This is a genomic window from Devosia sp. UYZn731 (assembly GCF_040546795.1).
Taxonomy (GTDB): Bacteria; Pseudomonadota; Alphaproteobacteria; order Rhizobiales; family Devosiaceae; genus Devosia.
The window spans coordinates 59,208-84,013 of the sequence record NZ_JBEPOL010000003.1 but is presented as its reverse complement, the minus strand read 5'-3'; the positions used below and the strand labels follow the sequence as shown (position 1 = coordinate 84,013).

At 63.4% G+C, this 24,806-nt stretch carries 25 protein-coding genes; 15 read left to right on the top strand and 10 right to left on the bottom strand.

Annotated elements, in window-relative coordinates; genetic code table 11:
* Positions 1-12 precede the first annotated feature (12 nt).
* A complete protein-coding gene (locus ABIB57_RS08245) occupies positions 13-744 on the bottom strand; it encodes a uroporphyrinogen-III synthase (RefSeq protein WP_354039891.1) in 732 nt (243 codons plus the stop codon).
* Positions 744-1,691: a hydroxymethylbilane synthase gene (gene hemC / locus ABIB57_RS08240; RefSeq protein ID WP_354039889.1), complete on the bottom strand. Its 948-nt coding sequence runs from the start codon at positions 1,689-1,691 to the stop codon at positions 744-746. Before hemC ends, ABIB57_RS08245 begins: the two co-directional genes overlap by 1 nt.
* 57 nt (positions 1,692-1,748) lie before the next feature.
* On the opposite strand from hemC, the gene tsaD reads away from it, so the two are divergent.
* The 4 genes from tsaD to ABIB57_RS08220 are packed head-to-tail and all read left to right on the top strand — an operon-like array spanning position 1,749 to position 4,538.
* Positions 1,749-2,828 carry a tRNA (adenosine(37)-N6)-threonylcarbamoyltransferase complex transferase subunit TsaD gene (tsaD, locus tag ABIB57_RS08235; RefSeq protein ID WP_354039887.1) on the top strand — a complete coding sequence of 360 codons (1,080 nt, stop codon included), beginning with the start codon at positions 1,749-1,751 and terminating at the stop codon, positions 2,826-2,828.
* Positions 2,818-3,804, top strand: a complete 987-nt coding sequence (locus ABIB57_RS08230) for an NAD(P)H-dependent glycerol-3-phosphate dehydrogenase (protein ID WP_354039885.1) — start codon at positions 2,818-2,820, stop codon at positions 3,802-3,804. Before tsaD ends, ABIB57_RS08230 begins: the two co-directional genes overlap by 11 nt.
* A 3-nt stretch (positions 3,805-3,807) precedes the next feature.
* Positions 3,808-4,101, top strand: a complete 294-nt coding sequence (locus tag ABIB57_RS08225) for a YciI family protein (RefSeq protein ID WP_354039883.1) — start codon at positions 3,808-3,810, stop codon at positions 4,099-4,101.
* Between the two features lie 2 nt (positions 4,102-4,103).
* On the top strand, positions 4,104-4,538 hold the full coding sequence (locus tag ABIB57_RS08220) for an EVE domain-containing protein (RefSeq protein WP_354039881.1): 435 nt from the start codon (positions 4,104-4,106) through the stop codon (positions 4,536-4,538).
* 6 nt (positions 4,539-4,544) lie between these two features.
* Here ABIB57_RS08220 and ABIB57_RS08215 read toward each other — a convergent pair whose 3' ends face one another.
* The 4 genes from ABIB57_RS08215 to dapF all read right to left on the bottom strand — a co-directional run bounded on the left by ABIB57_RS08215 (position 4,545) and on the right by dapF (position 8,676).
* Positions 4,545-5,255, bottom strand: a complete 711-nt coding sequence (locus ABIB57_RS08215; RefSeq protein WP_354039879.1) for a septation protein A — start codon at positions 5,253-5,255, stop codon at positions 4,545-4,547.
* Positions 5,256-5,347: 92 nt separating this feature from the next.
* Positions 5,348-6,538, bottom strand: coding sequence for a signal recognition particle-docking protein FtsY (gene ftsY, locus ABIB57_RS08210; RefSeq protein ID WP_354039877.1), 1,191 nt, complete (start codon positions 6,536-6,538; stop codon positions 5,348-5,350).
* Between the two features lie 21 nt (positions 6,539-6,559).
* Complete coding sequence (gene mtaB, locus ABIB57_RS08205) at positions 6,560-7,825, bottom strand: tRNA (N(6)-L-threonylcarbamoyladenosine(37)-C(2))-methylthiotransferase MtaB (protein WP_354039875.1); 1,266 nt, start codon at positions 7,823-7,825, stop codon at positions 6,560-6,562.
* Complete coding sequence (dapF, locus tag ABIB57_RS08200; RefSeq protein ID WP_354040596.1) at positions 7,825-8,676, bottom strand: diaminopimelate epimerase; 852 nt, start codon at positions 8,674-8,676, stop codon at positions 7,825-7,827. The genes mtaB and dapF overlap by 1 nt, the downstream gene beginning before the upstream one ends.
* A gap of 410 nt (positions 8,677-9,086) precedes the next feature.
* Between dapF and ABIB57_RS08195 the strand changes: the two genes are divergently transcribed.
* A complete protein-coding gene (locus ABIB57_RS08195; protein ID WP_354039873.1) occupies positions 9,087-10,289 on the top strand; it encodes a GNAT family N-acetyltransferase in 1,203 nt (400 codons plus the stop codon).
* Positions 10,286-11,245, top strand: a complete 960-nt coding sequence (locus ABIB57_RS08190; protein WP_354039871.1) for a cupin-like domain-containing protein — start codon at positions 10,286-10,288, stop codon at positions 11,243-11,245. The genes ABIB57_RS08195 and ABIB57_RS08190 overlap by 4 nt, the downstream gene beginning before the upstream one ends.
* A 218-nt stretch (positions 11,246-11,463) precedes the next feature.
* Here ABIB57_RS08190 and ABIB57_RS08185 read toward each other — a convergent pair whose 3' ends face one another.
* Entirely contained in the window at positions 11,464-12,684 is a 1,221-nt protein-coding gene (locus tag ABIB57_RS08185; protein WP_354039869.1) for a GNAT family N-acetyltransferase, read from the bottom strand.
* A 342-nt stretch (positions 12,685-13,026) separates the two neighbouring features.
* Between ABIB57_RS08185 and ffh the strand changes: the two genes are divergently transcribed.
* From ffh to ABIB57_RS08155, 6 genes are all read left to right on the top strand, one after another.
* Entirely contained in the window at positions 13,027-14,610 is a 1,584-nt protein-coding gene (gene ffh / locus ABIB57_RS08180) for a signal recognition particle protein (RefSeq protein ID WP_354039867.1), read from the top strand.
* Positions 14,611-14,640: 30 nt separating this feature from the next.
* Positions 14,641-15,039 (top strand): 30S ribosomal protein S16, encoded by a 399-nt coding sequence (rpsP, locus tag ABIB57_RS08175; protein ID WP_354039865.1) that lies wholly within the window; start codon positions 14,641-14,643, stop codon positions 15,037-15,039.
* Between the two features lie 121 nt (positions 15,040-15,160).
* Positions 15,161-15,697: a ribosome maturation factor RimM gene (rimM, locus tag ABIB57_RS08170; protein ID WP_354039863.1), complete on the top strand. Its 537-nt coding sequence runs from the start codon at positions 15,161-15,163 to the stop codon at positions 15,695-15,697.
* On the top strand, positions 15,694-16,380 hold the full coding sequence (gene trmD / locus ABIB57_RS08165) for a tRNA (guanosine(37)-N1)-methyltransferase TrmD (protein WP_354039861.1): 687 nt from the start codon (positions 15,694-15,696) through the stop codon (positions 16,378-16,380). The genes rimM and trmD overlap by 4 nt, the downstream gene beginning before the upstream one ends.
* Positions 16,381-16,597: 217 nt before the next feature.
* Positions 16,598-17,155 (top strand): 50S ribosomal protein L19, encoded by a 558-nt coding sequence (gene rplS, locus ABIB57_RS08160; protein WP_354039859.1) that lies wholly within the window; start codon positions 16,598-16,600, stop codon positions 17,153-17,155.
* Positions 17,156-17,464: 309 nt separating this feature from the next.
* Positions 17,465-18,277: an exodeoxyribonuclease III gene (locus ABIB57_RS08155; RefSeq protein ID WP_354039858.1), complete on the top strand. Its 813-nt coding sequence runs from the start codon at positions 17,465-17,467 to the stop codon at positions 18,275-18,277.
* Positions 18,278-18,464: 187 nt separating this feature from the next.
* Here the strand turns inward: ABIB57_RS08155 and ABIB57_RS08150 are convergent, their stop codons facing one another.
* From ABIB57_RS08150 to ABIB57_RS08140, 3 genes are all read right to left on the bottom strand, one after another.
* Positions 18,465-18,929: a Crp/Fnr family transcriptional regulator gene (locus tag ABIB57_RS08150; RefSeq protein WP_354039856.1), complete on the bottom strand. Its 465-nt coding sequence runs from the start codon at positions 18,927-18,929 to the stop codon at positions 18,465-18,467.
* 111 nt (positions 18,930-19,040) lie between these two features.
* A complete protein-coding gene (locus tag ABIB57_RS08145; protein WP_354039854.1) occupies positions 19,041-19,724 on the bottom strand; it encodes a response regulator transcription factor in 684 nt (227 codons plus the stop codon).
* Positions 19,725-19,852: 128 nt separating this feature from the next.
* The gene (locus ABIB57_RS08140; protein ID WP_354039852.1) at positions 19,853-20,536 is read right to left on the bottom strand and encodes a YggS family pyridoxal phosphate-dependent enzyme; all 684 of its coding nucleotides are present in this window, start codon (positions 20,534-20,536) and stop codon (positions 19,853-19,855) included.
* Positions 20,537-20,665: 129 nt separating this feature from the next.
* On the opposite strand from ABIB57_RS08140, the gene leuS reads away from it, so the two are divergent.
* From leuS to holA, 3 genes are read left to right on the top strand one after another with little or no spacing between them, the layout of a single operon-like run.
* Positions 20,666-23,284 (top strand): leucine--tRNA ligase, encoded by a 2,619-nt coding sequence (leuS, locus tag ABIB57_RS08135; protein WP_354039850.1) that lies wholly within the window; start codon positions 20,666-20,668, stop codon positions 23,282-23,284.
* Positions 23,271-23,771 (top strand): LPS assembly lipoprotein LptE, encoded by a 501-nt coding sequence (locus ABIB57_RS08130; protein ID WP_354039848.1) that lies wholly within the window; start codon positions 23,271-23,273, stop codon positions 23,769-23,771. Before leuS ends, ABIB57_RS08130 begins: the two co-directional genes overlap by 14 nt.
* Positions 23,771-24,793, top strand: a complete 1,023-nt coding sequence (gene holA / locus ABIB57_RS08125) for a DNA polymerase III subunit delta (RefSeq protein ID WP_354039846.1) — start codon at positions 23,771-23,773, stop codon at positions 24,791-24,793. Before ABIB57_RS08130 ends, holA begins: the two co-directional genes overlap by 1 nt.
* Positions 24,794-24,806: the final 13 nt, after the last annotated feature.

Here is a 24,806-nt window from a genome sequence, read left to right as displayed (position 1 = left end):
TGCTGGCCCGCATCATGGCCGGTTTTGTTCGCGCGTAACAGCCAAAGCCAGTGCCATCATGGCTTCATCGCTAGGATAATCGGCAAGGCTGATGCGATTGAAGTGCGCTGCCATCAGCGGCTCCGCCACCGCTTCGGACAGGCATAACATGGCAATGCGCGAACGCTGTGTCCGATCCAATTGCCCATCCAGTGCCTTGACTAGAAGTTCGGCAGTGCGCCGCGAATAGAGCAGCACGCCGCCGATATCGCCGCTCGCCAGCCCCGACACCACTGCATCCGGCAGGGCCTCGACCGGCACCATGTCATAGACGCGCGCCGTCACCACCAAAACGCCGAACGGGGCCAGCGCCTTGGCCAGATCGCCCGACAAATGCTTGCCCGCCGGATAAAATACCGGCCCCGCCAGCCGCGCCCGTGCCATCAGGTTGACCAGGTCGGCCAGCGTTCCTTCCGCCGCGAAGGCTTCGGCAAAGCCCATGCTGCGGGCCTCGTGCGCGGTCCGTTCACCCACGGCAAACACCGGTAGCTGCGCAAATTGCGCCACCACGCCCCGATCAGCCAACGCCCGCAAGCCGTTGGTGCTGGTCAGCGCCAGCGCGGCAAAACCCGCGGCGCGCGGCAGGCTGGTGTCCAGCGTCCGTCGGCTCATCAGTGGCGCGGCGAGGGTCGCGATGGCAAGGGCCGCGAGTTTTTGCACGGTGGCCTGCGCATCGGGCTCGGGCCGCGTTACCAGCATCCGCATCAGGCTTGCGCCCACTGCGCGAGAAATTCGGTGCCCGCCAGTGCGAGCAGCTGGTGCCCCAGCGCCGCGCCGAGCGCATCGGCATTTTCCGCCGGCCCGGACACGCTGTCGGTAAAGGTTGATTGCCCATCAAGGCTAATGATCTCGCCCTTGAGCATCAGCGTCTCGCAATCGAGGTTCGACAGCACGCCCACCGGCGTGCGGCACGAGCCATCCAGCACGCGCAGCATGGCGCGCTCGGCAGTGATGCCGCGATGGGTCCGCGGATGATCGAGCGGCGCCACGATACCCGCAAAGCGGTCATCGCCACGGCGCACCGCAATACCGATCGCCCCCTGCGCCGGCGCCGGCATGAACTGCTCTGGATCCAGAAACGCGGTGATTCGGTCGCCCTTGCCGAGCCGGTTCAGCCCAGCCGCCGCCAGTATGGTGGCATCCGCCACCCCATCGGCAAGCTTTTGCAGCCGCGTATCCACATTGCCGCGGAACGGCACGATCACCAGGTCCGGTCGCAGCCGCAGGGCCTGCGCGGCGCGACGGATTGAAGACGTGCCGAATTTGGCGCCCAGCTTCAGGTCTTCGATGCTCTTGGCCGTCACCGATATAAAGGCATCGCGCACATCCTCGCGCTCGAGGAAGGCGGCCAGCGCAATGCCCGGTGGCAGCGAAGTCGCCACATCCTTGGAAGAATGCACCCCGATATCGACCACGCCATCGAGAAGCGCCTGGTCGATTTCCTTGGTGAACAGGCCCTTGCCGCCAATCTCGGTCAGGCTGGCATTGCTCTGCTGCGAGCGATCGCCGCCGGTGGAAATCACCTGGATTTCAATGCGCTCGCGATCGACCTGATGCGCCGCTGCCAAGAGGCTCCGCACCAGCCGCGCCTGCACCAGGGCGAGCGGCGAGCCGCGAGTTCCGATCCGGGCGAAGGGCGGTTGCGATTGCAATGTCTTGGTGTCCTATAGTAGGCAACAGGCTCATGTCAGGGAGTAGACCAGTTCGTCATGACCGGGCAAGCTTCGACCATTGTTTTGGGCATCGAGACCAGTTGCGACGAGACCGCGGCATCCATTGTCATGCGCGACGCAGCGGGCAACGGTACCATCGTCTCCAATGTGGTGCGATCCCAGCTCGATGAACATGCGGCATTCGGCGGCGTCGTCCCGGAGTTGGCCGCCCGCGCCCATGTGACCTATCTCGACCACATCATCGCCCAGGCCTGCCGCGAGGCGGGGATTGCGCTGGACGAGGTCGATGCGATCGCCGCCACCGCCGGCCCCGGCCTCATTGGCGGCGTTCTGGTCGGGCTGACCACCGCCAAGGCCCTGGCGGCGGCGCTGGACAAGCCCCTCCTCGCCATCAACCACCTCGAAGCCCACGCCCTGACCGCACGGCTGACCAATGGCGTGCAATTTCCCTACCTCATGCTGCTGGTCTCTGGCGGGCATAGCCAGTTTGTCCTCGTGCGCGGCGTCGGCGATTATGAGCGCTGGGGCACCACCATCGACGATGCGCTGGGCGAGGCCTTCGACAAGGTCGCCAAGCTCCTCAGCCTCGGCCATCCCGGCGGTCCTGCCGTTGAGGCGATTGCCAGGACCGGCCATGCCACCCGCTTCAAATTCCCCCGCCCATTGCTGCGCGAGGAGCGGCTGGACTTTTCGTTTTCCGGCCTCAAGACCGCCGTGCGCCTTAAGGCCGAATCCCTGGCGCCGCTGAGCAACCAGGACGTCGCCGATATTGCCGCCAGCTTCCAGGCCACGGTTGCAGAGATCGTCGCCTTCCGCGCCAGCCAGGCACTGGCGCGGTTCAGCGCCGAGTATCCGGGCCAGAAGCTCAATCTCGTCGTCGCCGGAGGCGTTGCCGCCAACCTGGCGATCGCCGCCGCGTTACAGGCAATCTGCACAAAGCATGGTGCCACCCTGACCGTGCCGCCCATTGCCCTCTGTACCGACAATGGCGCCATGGTGGCCTGGGCCGGAGCCGAGCGCTTCGCGCTGGGTGTCGCCGATAGTCTCGACACCGTCGCCCGCCCCCGTTGGCCGCTCGATTTGCCCGATATGAAAGTGGTGTCCCATGCCACTTGAAACCGTGAGCGTCATTGGCGGCGGTGCCTGGGGGACCGCTTTGGCACAGGCCGCCGCGATGGCGGGCCGCTCGGTAACCCTCGTGGTCCGCCACGGCTCACAGGCCGACGAAATCAACAGGCACCATACCAATACGCGTTTCCTCGACGCGCAAACCCTGCACGCCTCGATCAGCGCAACAATCGACATACAGCCTGCAGATATCGTCATATTGGCCGTGCCCGCACAGGCGACCCGCATGATGCTCAGCGAAATCGATCCGGCTTACCTGGCCGGCCGGCCGGTCATCGTCTCGGCCAAGGGGCTGGAAACCGGCACCCTGGAACGCCAGAGCCAGATCGTGCTCGACATGGCCCCCGATGCCGTTCCCTACGTCCTGTCCGGCCCCAGCTTCGCCGCCGATGTGGCCGCCGGCCGGCCCACGGCAGTGACCCTTGCGGGTGACGATGCCAGCGCCACCTCCGCACTCGCGGCTGCCTTGGCCGGCCCCAGCTTCCGCCCGTATGCGGCCGACGACCGCATCGGCGTCGAGATCGCGGGCGCCTTGAAAAACATCTACGCTCTGGCCTGTGGCGCGGTCGAGGGCGCCAATCTGGGCGCGTCGGCCCGCTCGGCGCTCTTGGCCCGCGGCTATTCGGAAATGGCCCGCATGGTGGTCGCCATGGGCGGCTCCGCCAGCACCCTGACCGGCCTCGCGGGCCTCGGCGATCTGACGCTCACCTGCACCTCCACCCAATCGCGCAATTACCAGTTCGGCATTGCCCTGGGCCAGGGCCGCACGGTGCAGGATATCATCGCCGCCGGCGCCAAGCTGGCCGAGGGCGTCAGCACCACGCCGGTCGCCGCCGAACTGGCGCGGAGCCTCGCGGTCGACGTGCCCCTGATCGATGCGGTCAATGCGGTGCTCAGCGGCCGCGACACCATTCAAACCATCGTGGCCGGGCTGATGTCCCGACCGCTCAAACGGGAGGACTGACCAATGCTGTTTGTCATGATCGCCAAGGACAAGCCTGGAATGGGCGAGAAGCGCCTGGCTGTCCGGCCGGTCCATCTGGAGCATCTCAAGGCGCTCGGCGAAAAACTGGTCATGGGCGGCGCTCTGATGGGTCCGGATGGCAATGCCGAAGGCTCGTTGCTGGTGCTCGAAGCCGACTCGCTCGAGGCGGCCACGACGAGTTTCTTGCAGGACCCGTTCTTCACCGAAGGCATTTTCGGCGCCCCCGACATCAAACCCTGGCGCGTGGCGTTCAACCACACCGGCCGCGAGGTCTGACCATGGCGTATTGGCTGATGAAATCAGAGCCGGACGTGTTCTCGTTTGCGGACATGACGGCCAAGACCAAGCGCGGCGAACCCGAGTCCTGGCATGGCGTGCGCAGTTATGCCGCCCGCAACAACATGAAGGCCATGAAGCTGGGCGACGAAGCCTTCTTCTACCATTCCAATATCGGCAAGGAGATTGTCGGCATCATCCGCGTGATCGCCCTGGCCCACCCCGATGACACCGCCGAGCTGAGCAAGGACGGCAAGGTGATGTGGGAATGCGTTGACGTGGAAGCCGTCAAGCCGCTGCCCAAGCCGGTGACGCTGGCCACCATCAAGGCGACGCCGGCACTGGCCGAAATCGCTTTGGTCAAGCTGTCGCGCCTGTCGGTCTCGCCGGTGCGCGATGATGAGTGGAAACTGATCTGCCAGATGGGCGGGCTTTGAGCCGGCTCAGCTCTCGACAATGATGGGCGGCACATGCGGCGGCTCGGCCGGCGGCGCGTATTTGGTCAGTGTCGGCAATTGCAGCACCGAGAACAGCACGGTCAGGGGCATCACGCCCCAGACTTTGAACGACACCCAGACGTCGCCTGCCGCCTTGGTGTCATTGGGGAAATACGCATTGGCGCCGCGCCACACCACCTCATTGGCGATCGCCAGCACCAGGAAAAACAGGCCCCAGCGCAGCGTCAGCAGAAACCAGCCGCGCGGCAACAGCTTGTAGACATCGCCGAACACGTATTTGAGCAGCGATTGCTTGAACAGCAGCCCACCCAGCAGTGTGCCGCTAAACAGCAGGTTGGTGATGGTCGGCTTGATCTTGATGAAGGTATCGTCTTGCAGCCACAGCGTCAGGCCGCCAAACACCATCACCACAATACCGGTGACGAGCGGCATGACCGCGACCTTTTTCAGCACGAGCCAGGCCGCCAGCAGCGAGATCGCCATCGCCGCCATGAACACCGCGGTCGCGAAAATAATGGCGTGACCGCCGAACCAGCCGCTCAGCGTCGGATTGGCCGCGAGAATATCCTCGCCCTTGGCATTGGCGAGGAAGAACACCACCAGCGGGCCCAGCTCCAACACCAGCTTGATGATCTGGGGGCGCATCTCGTCCCAGTTCAACTGGGGTTCGGCGGCTTCGGCCTTGTTGTCGCTCATGGCTCAGATGCTTTCAGGTTTCGGCTGTAATGTGGTCTGCTCTGCGGTTCGACGCAAGCAGGCGATACTGCTCAAGCGTGGTGCAAATGCGGCTAAGCGTTTGACCCACCGGCGATGGCCTGGGCAAAATCGGCGGCCCGGAATGGCTCCAGGTCATCGACGCCCTCGCCGACACCGATGAAGTGCACCGGCATGCCGAACTTGCGGGCGATGGCCACGAGGATGCCGCCCCGCGCCGTGCCGTCGAGCTTGGTCATCACCAGCCCGGTGACCCCAGCTCTTTCGCCAAAGATTTCCACCTGCCGCAAGGCGTTCTGCCCGGTCGTCGCGTCGAGCGTCAGCAAGGTGGCATGCGGCGCAGTTGGATCGACCTTCTTGATCACCCGGATGATCTTTTCCAGCTCGCTCATCAATTCGTCGCGGTTCTGCAACCGGCCGGCCGTATCGATGATCAACACATCGCGACCCTCTGCCTTGGCGCGCGTCATCGCATCGAACGCCAGCCCCGAGGCATCGGCGCCCGCTGGTCCGCTGACCACCGGCGTATTGGTGCGCTGACCCCAGATTTGGAGCTGCTCGATCGCCGCCGCACGAAACGTGTCACCGGCCGCCAGGAGGACCGACTTGCCCTCCGCGGAAAACTTCTGGCTTAATTTGCCGATAGTTGTGGTCTTGCCCGAACCATTGACCCCGATCATCAGGATCACGAAGGGCTTTTTGGTGCCTTCGATCACCAGCGGCTGCGCCACCGGGCCCAGCACCTTTTCGATTTCGGCCGCCAGCACAACGCGGACGTCTTCGCCGCTGACATCGCGGTCAAAACGGTCACGGCGCAGGGTTTCGGTGATGGCGGTGGCCGTTTCCATGCCCAGATCGGCCTGGATCAGGACTTCTTCCAGCTCGTCCAGCGTCGCCGCATCGAGCTTTTTCTTGGTGAACACATTGGCGATCGAGCCGGTGAGCTGGTCCGAGGACCGCTTCAGCCCGGAGCTCAGCCGAGCAAACCAGCCGACACGTGGAGCCTCGGGCACCGGCAAAACCTCCGCCACCGCCCGCGCCGCGCTGAACGCTTCCGGCTCGGTTTCGGGCGGCCCCGGCGAGGGAATTTCATCGGGTTCGGACTGCGGAATTTCCGGCTCGGGTGCCGGTGGCGTCGGCTCGACCGGCTCCGGCGGCGCTGGCGGCTCCGGATTGATCGGCAGCGGTACATTCGGCACCGGCTCGGGCGCAGGCGTGTCGCCGCCGAACAGGCGCTGGAAGAATCCGGGCTTTTTCTCAGTCATCGCCATACTTTCAAACGCCCATCAGGCCGCGTCGCGGACCGGCTCGCCGACCAGCCCATCAGTCCCAGCGCCGGTCACCCGGACGGCCAGCAACTCGCCCGGCTGTGTACCAGCAACGGCGACCGGCAAGAATTGTTCAGTCCGGCCCAGCCCGTCGCGCTCGATCAGCACGCTCTCGACCATGCCGATGCGGCTGGCCTGCAACTTGGCCACCTGCCGTTCCCCCGCCGCGCGCAGCATCGCAGCCCGACGCTTGGCCACACCCTTGTCCACCTGCGGCATCCGCGCCGCCGGTGTACCCTCGCGCGGCGAATAGGGGAACACGTGCAGGTAGGTGAGGTCCGCCTCTTCGACGATCCGCAACGTATTGTCGAACATTTCGTCGTCTTCAGTCGGAAAGCCCGCGATGATATCGGCGCCGAACACCATGTCCGGCCGCAGCGTGCGCAGCTTGGAAACGATCGCCAGCGCGTCATCGCGAGAATGCCGGCGCTTCATGCGCTTGAGGATCATGTCGTCGCCCGATTGCAGCGACAGATGCAGATGCGGCATCAGCCGGCGATCACTGGCAACAGCATCATACAGCGCCTCGTCGGCTTCGATGGAATCGATCGATGAAATCCGCAGGCGCGGCAGGCTGGGCACGTGGCGCAGGATCGATTGCGTGAGTTTGCCGAGGCTCGGCAGCCCCGGCAGGTCGCCCCCATAGGAGGTGATATCCACCCCGGTCAGCACCACTTCGCCATAGCCGTTGTCGACCAGCTTCTTGATCTGATCGACCACCACGCCCATCGGCACCGAGCGCGACGGCCCGCGGCCAAACGGAATGATGCAGAAGGTGCAGCGATGATCGCAGCCATTCTGCACCTGCACGAAGGCGCGGGCGCGGCCATCCATGCCCTCGATCAGATGACCGGCGGTCTCCCGCACGCTCATGATGTCGTTGACTTGAACCTTATCGTTCAGCGGGGTGCCGAACACCATGGGCGTATAGCTGGCGGCCTTCATCTTGTCATTGTTGCCAATGACCATGTCGACTTCGGCCATGTCGCCGAAGCTTCGAGCCTCGGTCTGCGCCGCGCAACCGGTGACGATGATCTTGGCATCGGGATGGTCGCGGCGGGCCTTGCGCACCGCCTGCTTGGCCTGGCGCACGGCCTCGGCCGTCACGGCGCAGGTATTGATGATGATGGCATTGTCGAGCCCCGCCTTGAGGGCTTCGGCCTTCATCACTTCGGATTCATAGGCGTTGAGGCGGCAGCCGAATGTGAGGGTTTCGATCCCCATCAGGCCGCTTCCTCGTCGCGCGACCATGCCCCGGTCGCCGGATCGACAACGCCGGCAAATTCCAGCTCGGCCGGACCGGTCAGGATCACATGGTCATTGTCGCGCCATTCGATCAGCAGATCCCCGCCCGGCAGCGTCACCGTCGCCTTGCGGCCAGTCCGCTTGGTGCGCGCGGCATTGACTAGGGCGGCGCAGGCCGCCGTGCCGCAGGCCTTGGTCAATCCGGCGCCGCGCTCCCAGGTGCGCAGAATAATGTGATCATCGCTTACAACCTGCGCGATCGAGATATTTGCCCGCTCCGGAAAAATCGGATGGTTTTCCAGCAGCGGCCCAAACCGGTCCAGCGCGTAATTCCACACGTCATCCTTAACCCAGAAGGTGGCATGCGGGTTGCCCATCGAGACCACGGACGGCGTATGCAGGATCGGCTTGTCGATCGGCCCGATCTGCAGCTCGATCCCGGTGGTGTCGATAAATTCCTCGGCCAGCGGGATCTCTTGCCAGCCGAAATGCGGCTTGCCCATGTCCACCGCGATCAGGCCATCGTCGTGCTCGTCGCCGGTCAGGATGCCGGCCAGCGTTTCGAACACGAAAGTCTTCTGCCCGGTCTGGGCGGCCAGTGCCTGCACCACGCAGCGCATGCCATTGCCGCAGGCCTGCGCCCTTGTGCCGTCGCTGTTGATGATCTCGATATAGCCGAACGTACCCGAGGTGCGCGGATCGTGGATCGCCATGATCTGGTCGAACTTGGTATCGGGCGCGCCATTGATGGCGATCGCCGCCGCCGCCGTGACCCGGTCGGTGCGCCCGCGCATATCGGCCACGATGATCTCGTTGCCCAAACCGTTCATCTTGAGAAACGGCACGCCGCTCACGTCAGGCCTCATGGGAAGGGAAATGCTTGTTAGCGTCTATATGGCCCAAAGGCCGTCCGATTGCCAGTGTTTGGGGAAAATGCGGGCCCTGTGCTTGACGCATTGTTGAGGCTTTCGGGCCGCCAATGGCACTTCACCAGCGCTTAACCAGGCGATGAGGTGAAGCAAGCGTGGCCGGGCAAATGCGGGTAAGAAAAAGGCGGGCAAATTCGGCCAATCCGCGCGCCGTTTCCGACCCAAGGGGCAGTCTTTGCAATCGTTACGCACTCAGTTCAGAGAACAACTGGCTGATGTCTTGTCCGCGCCGGATCAAGACTGGGCCGCAATTGTCTCCATTAGTAAATTTTGTGTTGCCGACACTGACAGTTTTGCGCGGTGGACTGGCAATGTCTGATAGCGCAATGCTCACTATGCCCGCGTCTCGCGCCCTGCCTGCCGGCCCGGCTAGTCTGGCCCATGCGCAAAAGCTCGACATCGCCGCCGTACCGCGTGGCGCCTGGGAGGCGCTGTGCGCCGCCAGCATCGAGCCCAACGTGTTTTTCGATCCGGGCTACGCGGTGCCCGCCGCCACGATGGCCGCTGGTGGCAAGGGCGCCGATGCCCTGGTGGCCTTTGACACTGCCGATCACGGCCGCATGCTGGGCCTGCTGCCCGTGACCAGCGCATGGCACGCCTATAAGCTGCCGATCCCGGCGCTGGTGGCCCTGCAACCCTATTCGCCGCTGTCGACACCCCTGCTCGAAGCCGAACACGCCATCGAGGCGGCCGGCGCCCTGATCGACGGGGCCGCGGCGACCGGCGCCCATTTGCTCGTCCTGCCCGATATGATGCTTGATGGCCCCGTCGCCATGGCGTTTCAGGCGGCCCTCGCCGAACGCGGGTTGAGCTCGCTGACCGACCATGCCCATCAGCGCGCCGCCTTCGACGCCACCATTACCGACACCGACGATTACCTCCGCGCCAGCATGGGCGCCAAGCGGCTCAAGGAAATGCGCCGATTGCGCAACCGGCTGGCCGATGACGGGGAGGTCGTGTTCAGCATGGCCCGCTCACCCCTGACCATCGCTCCGGCGCTTGAGCGCTTTCTCGCGCTCGAGGCGCGCGGCTGGAAGGGCAATCTGGGCACCGGCCTCGGCCAGAGCCAGGCGGATACCGCTTTCATCACCGCCGTCGCCCGGGATTTGGGCACGCGCGGCGCCTTCGAAGTCGCAGAGCTAACCCTGAACGGCGCCACCATCGCTGCTGGGCTGGTGCTGCGCCAGGGCGACCGCGCCTTCTTCTTCAAGATCGCCTATGACGAAGACCTCGCCCGCGTCTCGCCCGGTGTACAGCTAACGCTGGAGCTGACCAAGCGCTTCGCCGCCAATCCCGCCATCGCGCTGGTCGATTCCACCGCCGCCGCCGGCCATCCGATGATCGACCACGTCTGGCGCGAGCGCCTGTCCGTTGGCGATCTGCTGATCCCAACGCGCCCGCATGATCCCGCCGGTCCGGCTCTGGGCAAACTCATCATAGCGCGCCGCCACGCGCGCGAAGAGGCCAAACGCCTCGTCCGTTTCATAGCGTCCATTCGGGAGAAAAAATCGTGAGCACATTGCTGAACGCCGATGCCTCCGCCTTCGAAGCCAAGTTTCCGCTCCTGCCGTTCCGCATCAATCACGGCCTCGTCGGCGATGCCCGCCTGACGCTTCCTGCCATTCTCGAACTGGTCAAGGAGATGCCGCGCGACCGCATCGAATACAACTCGGGCAAGGCCGCCGTCAGCCAGGACCCGACGACGACCCCGCTGGTCGATCTCGACCCCGAAGACGTGATACAAAAGATCGAGACGGCCGGCGCCTGGATGGTGCTCAAGCGCGTCGAGATCCATCCCACCTACAAGGCGCTGCTCGACGAGGCGCTGATGTCGGTCGCCACCGCACAGGGCTTCAAGAGTCTGGATGAAGCCGGTTTCTCGGACGTACAGGGCTTCATGTTCGTCTCCTCGCCGGGCTCGACCACCCCGTTCCACCTCGACAGCGAGGACAATTTCTTTGTCCAAGTGCATGGCGACAAGATTTTCAATGTCTATGACAACCAGGACAAATCGATCGCCACCGACGACCAGATCGAGCATTGCATCACCAAGCATCGCAACCTGAAATTCGACGAAAAATACGTCGCCAAGGAAATGCACAACGACCTCAAGCCCGGCGAAGGCGTGTTCGTGCCCTATCTGTGGCCCCATTGGGTGCGCACCAAGGACACCTATTCGATCTCGGTCGCCATCACCTGGAAGACTAAGGCCGTCAGCCGCCGCAACGACCTTTATGTCGCCAATTCCATGCTGCGCGATCGCGGTTTTCCGCAAAAGGGGCCGGGGATCAAGCCGGTCTGGGACGGGATCAAGGTTGCCGCCATGCAAGTCGCCAAGGGCGTTGCCGCCCCGTTGCGCCAGAGCGAGGGGCTGCGTCGTTTGATTCGCTCGGTGGTGTTGGGCAAGGACGCGAACTATTATTATAAGGCGCAGGAGGCCAAGGATGCTGCCGCCAAGGTTGGCATGTAAGGGCCGGTTACATACGGACTGAATGCTAGCGGGCGGCTCTTAGGGGCCGCTCGTTTTTGTTTTGGGGTGGACCACGCTCTTCACCTCTCCCTTTGGGGGAGAGGTCGGCGCGCAGCGACGGGTAAGGGGGCCTTCCCCACACGCCTCACCCAGCAAAGGCCCCCTCACCCGACCCAAGAGGGTCGACCTCTCCTCCAAAGGGAGAGGTGGGAAGGACGCTACCGCCGTAGCTTGCTCACAAAATCATACCGCAGCTTCTGCGCTTTGCGCGCTAGCGCCCAGATGCGCGGGTTTTGCTTGATCGCACGCTTGGTGCGGACCAGGTTGTCGAGCACCGGCAAGGCCACCTGCCCCAGCGGGCTCACCGCCACCGCGCTGTCGAACACCAGCTCTGGCTGGCTCCAGTCGGCTTTGTAGGCAAAATCACCGGTGCCCATATCGAAGCCGGTAATGCCCGAGGCGATCAGGTCGTCGAGCATGTCCACCATCAGGATGCCCATGAGGCTATATTTGCTGGCCGGGCCGGCGCTGGTCGAGTTGATGTACTGGCTATAGTGATTGCCCGCGGCGGTGCCGAATGAGGTCGCCAGGATCGTGTCGCCGGCATAAAGCGCATGGGCCATGAAGGCGGGGCGGGCCTCGCCGAGACTCCTTGCACAGAGCGAGCGGAAGAACCCCACCATGCCCGGCGTGGCGAAGACGTTCTCGATGCCCATCTGGGCGAACCGCTCGCCGCGTTGCGCGAGGAATGCATCGTGGACCGGCCCCAGCGCCGCCGCATCCACGATGCGCCGCACGCTGACCGGGCCGAACTGCTCTTCCAGCCGCGCCCGGCCGCGGCGCAGATTGGCGCGCAGCTTGCTCGTGATGCCATGATCGATGAAGGGACGCGGCACCGCGCCGATCTCGGCGACATAGAGGTTGTTTGCCGCCGGCTGATGGCGGAAGGCCAGCAGGGGATTGTCCTGGCCATGCCAGCGGGCCGGCAATTGGCTGAAACGCACGATATCGACGCCGCCAGCCTGGCGGGCGACTTCGCGCAGCAGATTGTGCAGCACTGGTAATGTCAGCCGGCAGGCGGCATCGGGATCGAAGATCAGCCAGTCGCTATTGCTATAATCCGAGCCGATCAGTCGCGCCTGCCGCACGCCGCGGCGCCAGGCGATGACCAGCGGCAGGATGGCGATCGGGCGATCGGCGGGCCCGAGGACAGCAATGGCCAGGCGCCCGTGATCGAGCCCATTGGCATACATCGCCGCCATCCAGTCGAACCGCTGATAAGGGGTGAGGACCGCCCGGGTTTCCAGATCGAGCCAGGCGGCGCGGGCGGCCTCGAAACTATCGAGGACCTTCACTTCGGCCAGCGCCGGCACCAAAACCGGCGTCTTGGCGACATCAAGGCGCACGTCCCCTGCCATGGTGCCCAACCGCTCGCTCAAGCTCATGTGTCCCCCGCTCCCGCCACCACTTGCCCCCGGCTGGCTGGTTTGACCATCTGCAATACACGGGCTCGGTTAAGACGAGTTTAGCCCGATACCAGCATTGTCGCGGATCTGCGGACGAGCGGCGTCCCGCCTTTTCTTGACTCCGGCAGCCAACCGGCTTATGCAGCGCCCATTCATCAGGCCCAGCCCTGACCAGCCGACCGGGACCCTTAGGGTATAAATCGATCCCGGAGGCCAACATCCGCCAGCGCGTTGCGCCCGCGGGTGGGTTTTGCGTTTGGGCTTTTTGACCCTATCTCTCGGGAGGATCCACTCTGCGAGTGAAATGGAAAAGCAATGTTCGATAGCTTAAGCGACCGGCTTGGCAAAATCTTTGATGGTCTGCGCGGCCGCGGCGCGCTGAGTGAAGCCGACGTCGATGCGGCGCTGCGCGAAATCCGCCGCGCGCTGATTGAGGCCGACGTTTCGCTCGAAGTCGTGCGCGCCTTCGTCGAACAGGTGCGCGACCGCGCCATCGGCGTCGAGGTCACCCGCTCGGTCACCCCGGGCCAGCAGGTCGTCAAGATCGTCCATGACGAACTGGTCGCCGTGCTGGGCGAAGCCGCCGTGCCGATCAGCCTCAATGCCGTGGCGCCCGTCACCATCCTGATGGTGGGCCTGCAGGGCTCTGGCAAGACCACCACCACTGCCAAGATCGCCAAGCGCTTCAAGGACCGCCAAAACAAGAAGGTCCTGCTGGCCTCCCTCGACACCCGACGCCCAGCCGCCATGGAGCAGTTGCGCGTGCTGGGCGAGCAGGTTGGCGTCGCCACCCTGCCCATCGTCGCCGGTGAAAACCCGGTGCAGATTGCCCGCCGCGCCGCGCGCGAAGGCAAGCTGGGCGGCTTTGATATCCTGATCCTGGATACCGCCGGCCGCACCCATATCGACGAAGAGCTGATGGCCGAAACGGCCGAGATCAAGGCTGTCTCCAACCCGCATGAAGTGCTGCTGGTGGTTGACGCTCTGACCGGCCAGGATGCCGTCAACCTCGCCCGCTCGTTCGACCAGCGGGTGGACATTACCGGCATCGTCATGACCCGCGTCGACGGCGATGGCCGTGGCGGCGCCGCGCTCTCGATGCGTGCCGCGACCGGCAAGCCGATCAAGCTGATCGGTACCGGCGAAAAGATGGATGCGCTCGAGGATTTCCATCCCTCCCGCATCGCCGACCGCATCCTGGGCATGGGCGATATCGTTTCCCTCGTGGAGCGCGCTGCCGAGCATGTCTCGGCCGAAGACGCCCAGAAGATGGCCAAGAAGCTCAAGAAGGGCTCCTTCGACCTCGACGATCTGCGCGGGCAACTGCAGCAGATGAAGAAGATGGGCGGCATGAATGGCCTGATGTCCATGATGCCCGGCGTCGGCCAGATGAAGAAGGCCATGGCCAATTCCAACATCGATGAGAAGGTGTTCGATCGCCAGATCGCCATCATCGGCTCGATGACCAAGAAGGAACGCGCCGAGCCCGACCTGCTCAATGCCAGCCGCCGCAAGCGCATTGCCTCGGGTGCCGGCGTCGAAGTCAGTGAAATCAACAAGCTTATCAAGCAGCACCGCCAGATGGCGGACATGATGAAGAAGGTCAGTAAGGGCGGCATGGGCTCGCTGGCCGGCATGTTCGGCGGCAAGATGGGTGGGATGATGGGCGGCATGCCCGATCTCTCCAAGATGGACCCCAAGCAGCTCGAAGCCATGGCCCGTCAGGCCGGCATCGATCCCAAGCAACTTCAGCAGGGTATGGGCGCACCAGCTCAGCCGCAGCTGGCCGATAAATTGCCGACCGATGTCGGCGCCCTGTTCAAATCCGCCCGCGGCCTGCCCGGCCTTGGTGGCGCTCCCCGTTTCCCCGGCCTTCCCGGCCTGGGCAAGAAAAAGTAACCCCAAAACTCCATCTAAAGGACCAAAAATATGTCTCTCAAGATTCGTCTGGCCCGTGGCGGCACCAAGAAGCGCCCGTTCTACCACATCGTCGTTGCTGACGCCCGTTCGCCGCGCGATGGCCGCTTCATCGAAAAGCTGGGCACCTTCAATCCGCTGCTCGCCAAGGACAATGAAGTCCGTATCGTGCTGAACACCGATCGCGCCAAGCATTGGCTCGAAGTCGGTGCCCAGCCGACCGACCGCGTGCTGCGTTTCCTCGACACCGCGGGCCTCTTGAAGCGCGAAGCCCGCAACAACCCGGAAAAGGCCGTCCCCGGCGCCAAGGCAACCGAACGCGCTGAAGCCCGCGTCGCCGCTGCCGCTGCTGCTGAAGCCGCCAAGAATGCCCCCAAGGAAGTCCCGGCCGAAGAAGCTCCGGCTGAGTAAGACCCTCTGGGTCTTTGATTTTGGGCCTCGATACGCCGTATCGGGGCCCTTTTCGTCTTGACGGCAACCGCCTCCAGACCTCCTCTGGCCGTCAGTGGTGGGGCAAGCCAATGGTGATCGCATGACCAATTCCAATCGCCTGCTGATGGGCATTATCGGGGGTGCCCATGGCATCAAGGGCGAAGTGCGCATCACGCCCTATACCCAGGACCCCGAAGCCATCGCGTCTTATGGCGCGCTGGAAACTGACCGCGCGGGGCTGACCATCACCATCACCAATCTGCGCGTCCAAAAGACCGTGGTCGTCGCCCGACTCAAGGGCGTGGCTGATCGCAACGCGGCCGAATTGCTCAATGGTGTCAGCCTGTTCGTCGATCGCTCGCGCCTGCCCGATACCGAGGATGAAGACGACTTCTACCACGCCGACCTGCTGGGGCTCGAAGCGCGCCTCGAAGACGGCACGGTGATCGGCACGGTCACCGCCATCCCCAATTTCAACGCCGGCGACCTGATCGAAATCCGCAATACCCAGTCCGGCGATACCTATCTTTATCCCTTCACCAAGGCCGTCGTTCCCGCCATTCATATCGAACAGGGCTTTTTGACCATCGTCGCCCCCACCGAGACCGAGTGGGGCGAGGAAGAAGAGCCAAATTGAGCTTTTCGGCCTCGATCATCACGCTGTTTCCCGACCTGTTTCCCGGTCCGCTGGGCGCTTCGGTAATTGGCCGTGGCATGGCCGACGGGCTATGGTCGCTCTCGACGACGCACCTGCGCGATTTCGCCACCGACCGTCACCGCACCGTCGATGACACGCCCTCGGGCGGTGGCGCCGGCATGGTGCTCAAACCCGATATCCTGGCGGCTGCCATCGATGCGGTGGCGCCGCAAGGCGACCCCCGCCCGCGCATCCTGATGTCGCCGCGCGGCAAGCCGCTGACCCAGGCGCGGGTGCGCGAACTGGCTGCCGGTCCCGGCGCCGTCATCGTCTGCGGCCGCTTCGAGGGTATCGACCAACGCGTCATCGACGCCCGCCAGCTCGAGGAAATCTCGATCGGCGACTATGTGCTCGCCGGGGGCGAAGTCGGCGCCATGGTGCTGCTGGAAGCCATTGTGCGCCTGATCCCCGGCGTGCTCGGCGCCGCCGAAAGCCATGCCGACGAAAGCTTCGAGAACGGAATGCTGGAATACCCGCATTACACGCGGCCGCAGGCCTTCGAGGGCGTCGAAATTCCGGCGGTTCTGACCTCGGGCGACCACGGCAAAATCGCCAGATGGCGGCAGGCGCAGAGCCTGGCGCTGACGCAGGCGCGCCGGCCGGACCTGCTGGACTGGAAGTAAGGCCCGTCCCGCACGACAGTTTTGCGACCATCGCGGCCAAAACCCATAGACTCTGGCCCTTTTTTCCCTTATAGCGCCGCTACTATCGCGCGTATGGGCTATTCGGACCCGTCGGGCACAAAACAAAAAGACGAAAAAACCTCCGTTGTAACCAAGACCGGGCAGTCGGGATCAGTTTCCCGAACAATGCTCCATTGAAAAGATCAGGACGGATCACATGAATATCATTCAGCAGATCAACGCCGAACAAGTCGAAGCGCTGGCCGCCAAGCGCACCCTTCCAGAATTCACCCATGGCGATACCGTCAAGGTGTGGGTCAAGATCCGCGAAGGCGAAAAAGAACGCCTGCAGGCCTATGAGGGCATCGTGATTGCCCGCACCGGCGGTGGCATCACCGAGAGCTTCACCGTGCGCAAGATTTCGTACGGCGAAGGCGTCGAGCGCGTGTTCCCGCTCTATTCGCCGAACGTCGCTTCGGTTGAAGTTCTCAAGCGCGGCAAGGTGCGTCGCGCCAAGCTGTACTACCTGCGCGATCGTCGCGGTAAATCCGCCCGTATTTTCGAATCGACCAATTCGCGTACCAAGAAGATCGAGGCCGTCGAGCGCACTGCAGCTCTGGAAGCCAAGAACGCCCGCGAACAGGAAAAGATTGCCGCTGCCGAGGCGTTCGCCGCTGAAGCTGCTGCCAAGGACGCGGAAGCCGCAGCCGCTGCTGCCGCCGCCGAACAGGCTGCTGCTGCAGAAGCCGCCGCTGCCGAGCCCAAGGCCGAGTAAGCCTGGATCAGATTTGAGTTTGAAAGCCCGGCCATTGTGCCGGGCTTTTTGTTTCTCGGTTGTGCCCCATCCACCGTCGCCTTCCCGCGGGCTTGACCCGCGGCCCCTCACCGCGAACACGAACGGCTGCGCAAGCTGCGAGTGGCCCGCGGGTCAAGCCCGCGGGAAGAACGGTGGGTGGGTAACATCGAGTGTGCAATGCAATATTGCGGCTCATGACATCCCTTGGCAGCAGCCCGCCATTTCCGGCTTTACCCCCCGTCGGGCTGCGGCCATAAAGAAGCCCCGCCAGCCTCAAGGCCCAAAAACATGTCCGTTGCCGTCGTTACCTGGAACATCAATTCGGTTCGCCTGCGCCTGCCCATGGTGCTGGAATTCCTCAGCCAGTATCAGCCCGACGTGCTGATGCTGCAGGAAATCAAATGCACCAATGACCAGTTTCCGGCCAATGCCTTCCGCGATGCCGGCTATCCGCACCAAGCAGTGCATGGACAGAAGGGCTATCACGGCGTCGCCATCGTCTCGAAGTTTCCCCTGACCGATGTATCGAGCCGCGTATTCTGCGAAATCCCCGAATCGCGCCACGTCTCGGCATTGACCGATCTGGGCCACGGACCGCTGACGCTGCACAATTTCTACATCCCGGCCGGCGGCGATGAGCCCGATCCCGAGATCAACCCCAAGTTCAAGCACAAGCTGGGCTTTCTCAACGAACTCACCTCCTGGTTCAGCGAGCCCATCTTCCAGCGCGGCCACCTGATCGCCGGTGATTTCAACATCGCGCCGCATGAAAACGACGTCTGGAGCCACAAGCAGCTCCTCAAGATCGTCAGCCACACCGCGGTCGAGACCGAGGCCCTCAACGCCATCCTCAATGGCGGCCACACCTGGGTCGACCTCGTGCGCAAGCACGTGCCGTATGACCAGAAGCTCTATTCCTGGTGGAGCTATCGCAGCGCCGATTGGGAAAACGCCAACAAGGGCCGGCGGCTGGATCACATCTGGTCAACGGGCGATGTTGCCGAACACTCCATCGGCGCCGAGATCATCAAGGCCTTCCGCGGCTATGCTCCACAGCCGAGCGACCACGTGCCGGTCATTGCACGATTTGCGGGGCTGTAGGTGCCGCCTCTGGGCTTGCAATAGCGAATTCGCCACCCTCGATCTTCCCACGGGCTTGACCCGTGGGCCACTGGCCGAACGCTCCTAAGCTCGTGTTTGCGGAGGAGGGCCGGGAGGCAGGCCCGCGGGAAGGTGGCTTCTGGGGTATGACTACGGGCACCACAACTAGAGCGCCCGCAGCAGCCCCCTACTTCCCGTCCCGCATCTTGACGCCCATCGGCTCCAGCGCCCCCAGATATGCGCCCAGATCGCTCTGGATACGCTCCACGGCGCGCTGCGCTAGGCCTGGCGACTGTTCCAGCAGTTTCAAAAACGCCTGCCGCGGCACGAACAGGGTTTCGCAGTCGATCACAGCAGTGATGGTCACAGGGCGAGGCTTGGGCAGGATCAGCGCCATGGCCGAAACCACGCTGCCGGGCTCGCTGATGGCGTAGGGCTTGCCCAGCGCACCCTGCCCCTCCGGCTTGACCTTGAGCGTGCCTGAGGCCAGCACATGGGCGCCGCCCGGCACGTCGCCGGCCTTGTAGATGACTTCGTCCGGGGCAAAGCTGCGCCGTTCGCTGGCAAAGGCCAGCAGACGTCGCTGCTCGTCGTCGCAAATATCGAAGAATTCGGCCTGCGCAAGAACGCCGGCCGCATTGTCAAATCGCATACGCCCCTAGCCCGGATGAGCACAATCGCCCGCTGACATGGAAATCAGCCGACGCTGTTCATCCTATAGGGCATTTCTTTCCCGGCTCTGAACGGAAATTTTACCCAAAGCCTAAGGAACGAGGCGATATCCACCCTCTTCGGTCACCAGCAGGCGCGCATTGGAGGGATCGCGCTCGATCTTCTGGCGCAAGCGATAGATGTGCGTCTCCAGCGTGTGGGTGGTGACGCGGTTGTTATAGCCCCAGACTTCCTTGAGCAGCACGTCGCGCGTGATGGTCTTGGGACCCTGCCGGTAAAGAAACTTCAGAATCGAGGTTTCCTTGTCGGTGAGGCGGACCTTGCCGCCGTCATTGGCTTCCAGCATCTTGGCCGCCGGCTGGAAACTGTATTGGCCGATGGTGAACACCACGTCCTCGCTCTGGTCGTGCTGGCGCAGCGCCGCGTTGATGCGCGCCAACAGCACGGGGAAACGGAACGGCTTGGTCAGATAGTCGTTGGCGCCCGATTCCAGGCCCAGGATCTGATCGGCATCGCTGTCGTGGCCGGTCAGCATGAGGATGGGGCTTTTGAACCCCTCGGTTCGCAGCACCTTGACCGCCTCGCGCCCGTCCATGTCGGGCAGTCCGACGTCGAGGATCATCAGGTCAATATTGTTTTCGCGCGTGACTTTGAGCGCATCATTAGCGCTACCGGCTTCAAGGATGTCGAATTCCCGGTGCTGCGCCAGTTGGTCCACAATAGTCTGGCGCAAATCCGCATCGTCATCTACCAGCAGAATGCGTCGCTTATTCATTGTTTTCTCCGGACAATTTCGATCAACCTCGCCATCGGTCACACTATTGCGACCTGTTTTGGACCTGCTAATCACATCGGCGTTACATTTCAGCAACGGCACGGAGCAACAAGAGTTGCAGGCTCACCCTAAGTTTTTGGACGATGTCCGAACAATGCCGAGCCAACCCTCACATGGGTGGCGCCCATGGCGATGGCGGTCTCGAAATCCCCGCTCATCCCCATCGACAGCTTTTGCACCCCGGCAGCTGCGCCCAGCACCGCCAGATGCGCGAAATAGGGTCCGGCCGGCACTCCATCGGGCGGAATGCACATCAGCCCAACCACATCGAGCCCATGCACCGTCCGGCAACGCGCCACGAACTCAACGACTTCGGCGGGTGCGATGCCGCTCTTTTGCGTTTCGCCGCCGATATTGACCTGAACGAAGCAGGGCATCGTCTTGCCGGCGCGCTCCATCTCGGCCTTCAGCACCACGGCCAGTTTGTCGCGGTCCAGCGTCTGGATACAGTCGAACAGCGCCACCGCTTCACGCGCCTTGTTAGTCTGCAATGGCCCGATCAGGTGCAGTTCGACGTCGCCATAGCGCTCACGCAGCCCTGGCCATTTGTCCGCGGCCTCCTGCACCCGGTTTTCACCAAAAATCCGCTGGCCAGCCTCCAGAAACGGCGCGATCTCGTCGGCCGCGAAGGTCTTGGAGACTGCGACCAGCGCCACGCTTCTCGCCGGTGGGCCAAACCGTTGCTGCGCGTGGCTGATCCTTGCGCGGATTTCCGTGAGCCGATCCTGGGCATCGCTTGCTGTCTGCTCCACGCTTTCGCCCTGTTTATGTTGACCTTGGGGGGGAATTCTGATGATGGTCCGGTAACCAAAATCCCCAACAAACGCAAGCCGCGCCGACTTTTCCTTAGCGCTGCTGTCGACCTTTCAAGGACTAAAAAAGTGAGCGGCGAACGCTACAATCCGCGCGAAATGGAACCCCGTTGGCAAAAAGTGTGGGACGAGGCCAAGAGCTTCGTCGTGCGCGACGATGATGCCCGCGAGAAATACTACGTCCTCGAGATGTTCCCCTACCCGTCCGGCCGCATCCATATGGGCCATGTGCGCAACTATTCCATGGGCGACGTGGTGGCGCGCTATCACCGAGCCCGCGGCAAGAATGTGCTGCACCCCATGGGCTGGGACGCTTTTGGCATGCCCGCCGAAAACGCCGCCATGGAGCGCAAGGTGCATCCGGGCGCCTGGACCCGTCAGAATATCTCAGCGATGAGGGACCAGCTCAGATCCATGGGCCTGTCGATCGACTGGACCCGCGAAATCGCCACCTGCGAGCCCCAATATTACCAGCACCAGCAGGCCCTGTTCATCGATTTCCTCGAAGCGGGCCTGGTCACGCGCAAAAAATCCAAGGTCAACTGGGACCCCGTGGACATGACCGTGCTGGCCAATGAGCAGGTCATCGACGGCCGCGGCTGGCGCTCCGGTGCGCTGGTCGAGCAGCGCGAGCTGACGCAGTGGTTCTTCAAGATTTCCGATTTTGCCGAAGACCTTCTCGCAGGCCTCGACACCCTGACCGAATGGCCTGAAAAAGTGCGCGTCATGCAGCGCAACTGGATCGGCAAGTCCGAGGGATTGCGCCTGCAGTTCGAGGTTGTCCCGAACGAAAAGGCCGATGCCAGCAGCATCGAGGTCTTCACCACGCGCCCCGATACCATTTTCGGCGCGTCCTTCATTGCGCTGTCGCCGGACCATCCGTTGACTGCCCAATTGGCCGCCAATGATCCCGCTCTGGCCGAGTTCGTCGCCGAATGCCGCCGTCAGGGCACCGCCACTGAGGCGATCGAGAAGGCCGAGAAGAAGGGCTATTTTACCCGGATTCACGTGAAACATCCGGTCAAGCCTGACGCCACCCTGCCGGTCTATGTCGCCAATTTCGTGCTGATGGAATACGGCAGCGGCGCCATTTTCGGCTGCCCGGCGCATGACCAGCGCGATCTGGACTTTGCCCGCAAGTACGACCTGCCCGTCATCCCGGTGGTCCTGCCACCCGATGCCGATCCCGCCAGCTTCGTCGTGGGCCACGAAGCCTATGTTGACGCTGGTAACATCTTCAATTCCGAATTCCTCGACGGCCTGTCCATCGACGACGCCAAGAAGGCGGCGGCCGCGCACTTCGCTGCGCTGACCGTGGACGGCAAGCCGCAGGGCAAGGTCGAGGTCAACTATCGCCTTCGCGACTGGGGCATTTCGCGCCAGCGCTATTGGGGGGCGCCGATCCCGATCATCCATTGCGAGGTCTGCGGCACCATTCCGGTGCCCAAGAAAGACCTGCCCGTGGTGCTGCCCGAGGATGTCACCTTCGACCAGCCCGGCAATCCGCTCGATCGCCATCCCACCTGGAAGCACGTGCATTGCCCGCAATGCGGCGGCGCTGCCCGGCGCGAAACCGACACTATGGACACCTTTGTCGATAGCTCCTGGTATTTTGCCCGCTTCACCGCGCCGGACGCCGCGACGCCGACCATTCCGGGCGTGGCCAATGCTTGGCTGCCGGTCGATCAATATATCGGCGGCGTCGAACACGCGATCCTGCACCTGCTCTATTCGCGGTTCTTCACCCGCGCCATGAAGGCCACCGGCCATGTGGGCATTGACGAGCCGTTCAAGGGGCTGTTCACCCAAGGCATGGTGACCCACGAGACCTACAAATCGCCTGCCGGCGATTGGGTCGCGCCGGCCGAAGTGATCATCGAAACGCTCGGCGAGGACCGCAAGGCCCTGCACCTGCATTCCGGCGAGCCCATCACCATCGGTTCGATCGAAAAGATGAGCAAATCCAAGAAGAACGTGGTCGATCCTGACGAGATCGTCGGCAGCTATGGCGCCGATACCGCCCGCTGGTTCATGCTGTCGGATTCTCCCCCCGAGCGCGATGTGCAATGGACCGAGGCCGGCGTCGAAGGCGCCAGCCGCTTCCAGCAGCGCATTTGGCGCCTGGTCACCGAAACCATCGAAATTACCAAACAGTCCGCCCACTCTGTTCGTGAATTGGACGACGATGAAGCGAAGGCCCTGCGCAAGATCGCTCACCGCGCCGTCCACAATGTCAGCCAAGACATCGAAGGCCTGCGCTTCAACCGCGCCGTAGCTCAGATCTATGAGCTGACCAATGCGCTGGTGCGCTCCTCGGGCATCGCCGCCGTCGCCCCCTCTTCCCGCCTGTCGGCGCTTGAAGATGGCGTCGCGCGCCTGATCCAGTTGTTGGCTCCCATGATGCCGCATCTGGCTGAAACCTGCTGGGAAGCCCTGGGTAAATCCGGCCTCGTCGCCGACGCCCCATGGCCCGAAGTCGATCCGGCCTTGCTGGTCGACGATCAGGTGATCATGCCGGTTCAGATCAACGGCAAGCGCCGCGCGGAAATCGTCGTTGCCAAGGGCACCCCCAGTGCCGAAGTCGAGCGCCTGGTCTTGTCTCTGGACGAGATTGTCCGCATGCTGGACGGCAACGCGCCCAAGAAGATCGTCGTCGTACCGGACAGGATCGTCAATGTTGTGGTCTAAACGCCTGCAAATCCTGAGCTTTTCGGCTATCGTACTGGTCGGCACACCATTGCTTGCTGCCTGTACGCTGACGCCGGTCTATAGCGGGCGCCTCGCGGAAAACGCCAATCTCGAACTGTCGTTTCCGCCACCGACCAGCCGCCTCGATCAGGTCATCTACCAGGAATTGGCGCTACGCTTCGGCAAATCGCCGACGGCGCCTTTGGCAACGGTTCAAACCAGCGCCAGCAGCACAACCCTTGTCGACACCGTCACCGCCAACCCCAACAAGACCTATGAGGTCACTGTGACGGCAACACTGACCATCGAGCAAAACCACGATCCCAAGGCCAAGCCGCTGGTGCTGACGCGACGAGCGACGGCCAACTACCAGACCGGCGCGCAAATCCTCAACGACCAGTCTGCCTATACGGAAGCCTCCGAACGCGCTGCGAAATCCGCCGCCGAATCGCTGCGCCTGGCCATCCTGGCAACGCTGACGCGCTGATGACGGCGCTCAAGGCCCATGAGGTGGCGCGCTATCTGGCGCGCCCCGATCTGAGCGAAGGCATCTTCCTCGCCTACGGCCCCGACGCCGGCCTTGTGCGTGAGACGGCGCAAAAACTGGTACGCTACTTCTCCGGCGACGACCCGCAATCGGCCAGCCTCGTGGTTCTGGACGGCAGCGAAGTCGATGCCGATCCCTCGATTCTAGCGATGGAGGCCAAATCCGTCTCGCTATTCGGCGGCAAGCGCATCATCCGCGTCCGGGGCGCTACTAAATCCTTGGTCATGACCCTGACCGAGCTGCGCGACGACCCGGCCGGCGCCGTCATCGTCCTGGAGGCGGGCAATCTCCTGCCTAAGGACGCCCTGCGCGCCTTGGTGGAGGCCGCCAGCTTTGGCCGTGCCCTGCCCTGCTACCCCGACAGCGACGAGACCCTGATCGCCCTGATTCGCGACACTTTTGCCAAGGAAGCCATCCGCATCGACAGTGATGTGGTGCCTGTCCTGCGCGAAATCCTCGGCAATGACCGCGAAATCACGCGGCGCGAACTGGAAAAGCTTTGCCTCTACGCCGCCACCACGAAAACCCTGACCGCCGATGATGTTTTGCTGCTCTGTGCCGACAATGGCGCGCTGGTGATCGATACGATCCTTGATTCCACGGGCTCGGGCCACGCCGAAAAGCTGGAGTTGGCGCTCAACCGCGCCCTGGCCTCGGCCGTGGACCCACAGCGCCTGCTGCGCTCCGCCGATCTGCACTTTGCTGCGCTCCGGCGCTGGCGGGCCGAGGTCGATGCGGGCAAAAGCGCCCGCGACGCGGTCAATAATGCCCGCCCCAAGCCCCATTTCTCGCGCACCGGCACTCTGGAACAGCAAGTCCGGCTGTGGTCCGATGCCGCGCTGGCCACGGCCTCCGAGCGCCTGCTTCAAGCCACCGCCGACAGTCGCCGCCGGCCCGCTTTGGCTGAAGCCACCATGCGCCGGGTTCTACTGTCACTCTGCATTACCGCGGCGACGCACTAGAGCAATACCGTTC

What these genes read in the sequence shown, in the direction of transcription:
- ABIB57_RS08245 (WP_354039891.1), bottom strand. Translation starts at nt 744, where the DNA reads ATGCGGATGCTGGTAACGCGGCCCGAGCCCGATGCGCAGGCCACCGTG.
- tsaD (WP_354039887.1), top strand. Translation starts at nt 1,749, where the DNA reads ATGACCGGGCAAGCTTCGACCATTGTTTTGGGCATCGAGACCAGTTGC.
- ABIB57_RS08230 (WP_354039885.1), top strand. Translation starts at nt 2,818, where the DNA reads ATGCCACTTGAAACCGTGAGCGTCATTGGCGGCGGTGCCTGGGGGACC.
- ABIB57_RS08225 (WP_354039883.1), top strand. Translation starts at nt 3,808, where the DNA reads ATGCTGTTTGTCATGATCGCCAAGGACAAGCCTGGAATGGGCGAGAAG.
- ABIB57_RS08220 (WP_354039881.1), top strand. Translation starts at nt 4,104, where the DNA reads ATGGCGTATTGGCTGATGAAATCAGAGCCGGACGTGTTCTCGTTTGCG.
- ABIB57_RS08215 (WP_354039879.1), bottom strand. Translation starts at nt 5,255, where the DNA reads ATGAGCGACAACAAGGCCGAAGCCGCCGAACCCCAGTTGAACTGGGAC.
- ftsY (WP_354039877.1), bottom strand. Translation starts at nt 6,538, where the DNA reads ATGACTGAGAAAAAGCCCGGATTCTTCCAGCGCCTGTTCGGCGGCGAC.
- mtaB (WP_354039875.1), bottom strand. Translation starts at nt 7,825, where the DNA reads ATGGGGATCGAAACCCTCACATTCGGCTGCCGCCTCAACGCCTATGAA.
- dapF (WP_354040596.1), bottom strand. Translation starts at nt 8,676, where the DNA reads ATGAACGGTTTGGGCAACGAGATCATCGTGGCCGATATGCGCGGGCGC.
- ABIB57_RS08195 (WP_354039873.1), top strand. Translation starts at nt 9,087, where the DNA reads ATGTCTGATAGCGCAATGCTCACTATGCCCGCGTCTCGCGCCCTGCCT.
- ffh (WP_354039867.1), top strand. Translation starts at nt 13,027, where the DNA reads ATGTTCGATAGCTTAAGCGACCGGCTTGGCAAAATCTTTGATGGTCTG.
- rpsP (WP_354039865.1), top strand. Translation starts at nt 14,641, where the DNA reads ATGTCTCTCAAGATTCGTCTGGCCCGTGGCGGCACCAAGAAGCGCCCG.
- rimM (WP_354039863.1), top strand. Translation starts at nt 15,161, where the DNA reads ATGACCAATTCCAATCGCCTGCTGATGGGCATTATCGGGGGTGCCCAT.
- rplS (WP_354039859.1), top strand. Translation starts at nt 16,598, where the DNA reads ATGAATATCATTCAGCAGATCAACGCCGAACAAGTCGAAGCGCTGGCC.
- ABIB57_RS08155 (WP_354039858.1), top strand. Translation starts at nt 17,465, where the DNA reads ATGTCCGTTGCCGTCGTTACCTGGAACATCAATTCGGTTCGCCTGCGC.
- ABIB57_RS08150 (WP_354039856.1), bottom strand. Translation starts at nt 18,929, where the DNA reads ATGCGATTTGACAATGCGGCCGGCGTTCTTGCGCAGGCCGAATTCTTC.
- ABIB57_RS08145 (WP_354039854.1), bottom strand. Translation starts at nt 19,724, where the DNA reads ATGAATAAGCGACGCATTCTGCTGGTAGATGACGATGCGGATTTGCGC.
- ABIB57_RS08130 (WP_354039848.1), top strand. Translation starts at nt 23,271, where the DNA reads ATGTTGTGGTCTAAACGCCTGCAAATCCTGAGCTTTTCGGCTATCGTA.
- holA (WP_354039846.1), top strand. Translation starts at nt 23,771, where the DNA reads ATGACGGCGCTCAAGGCCCATGAGGTGGCGCGCTATCTGGCGCGCCCC.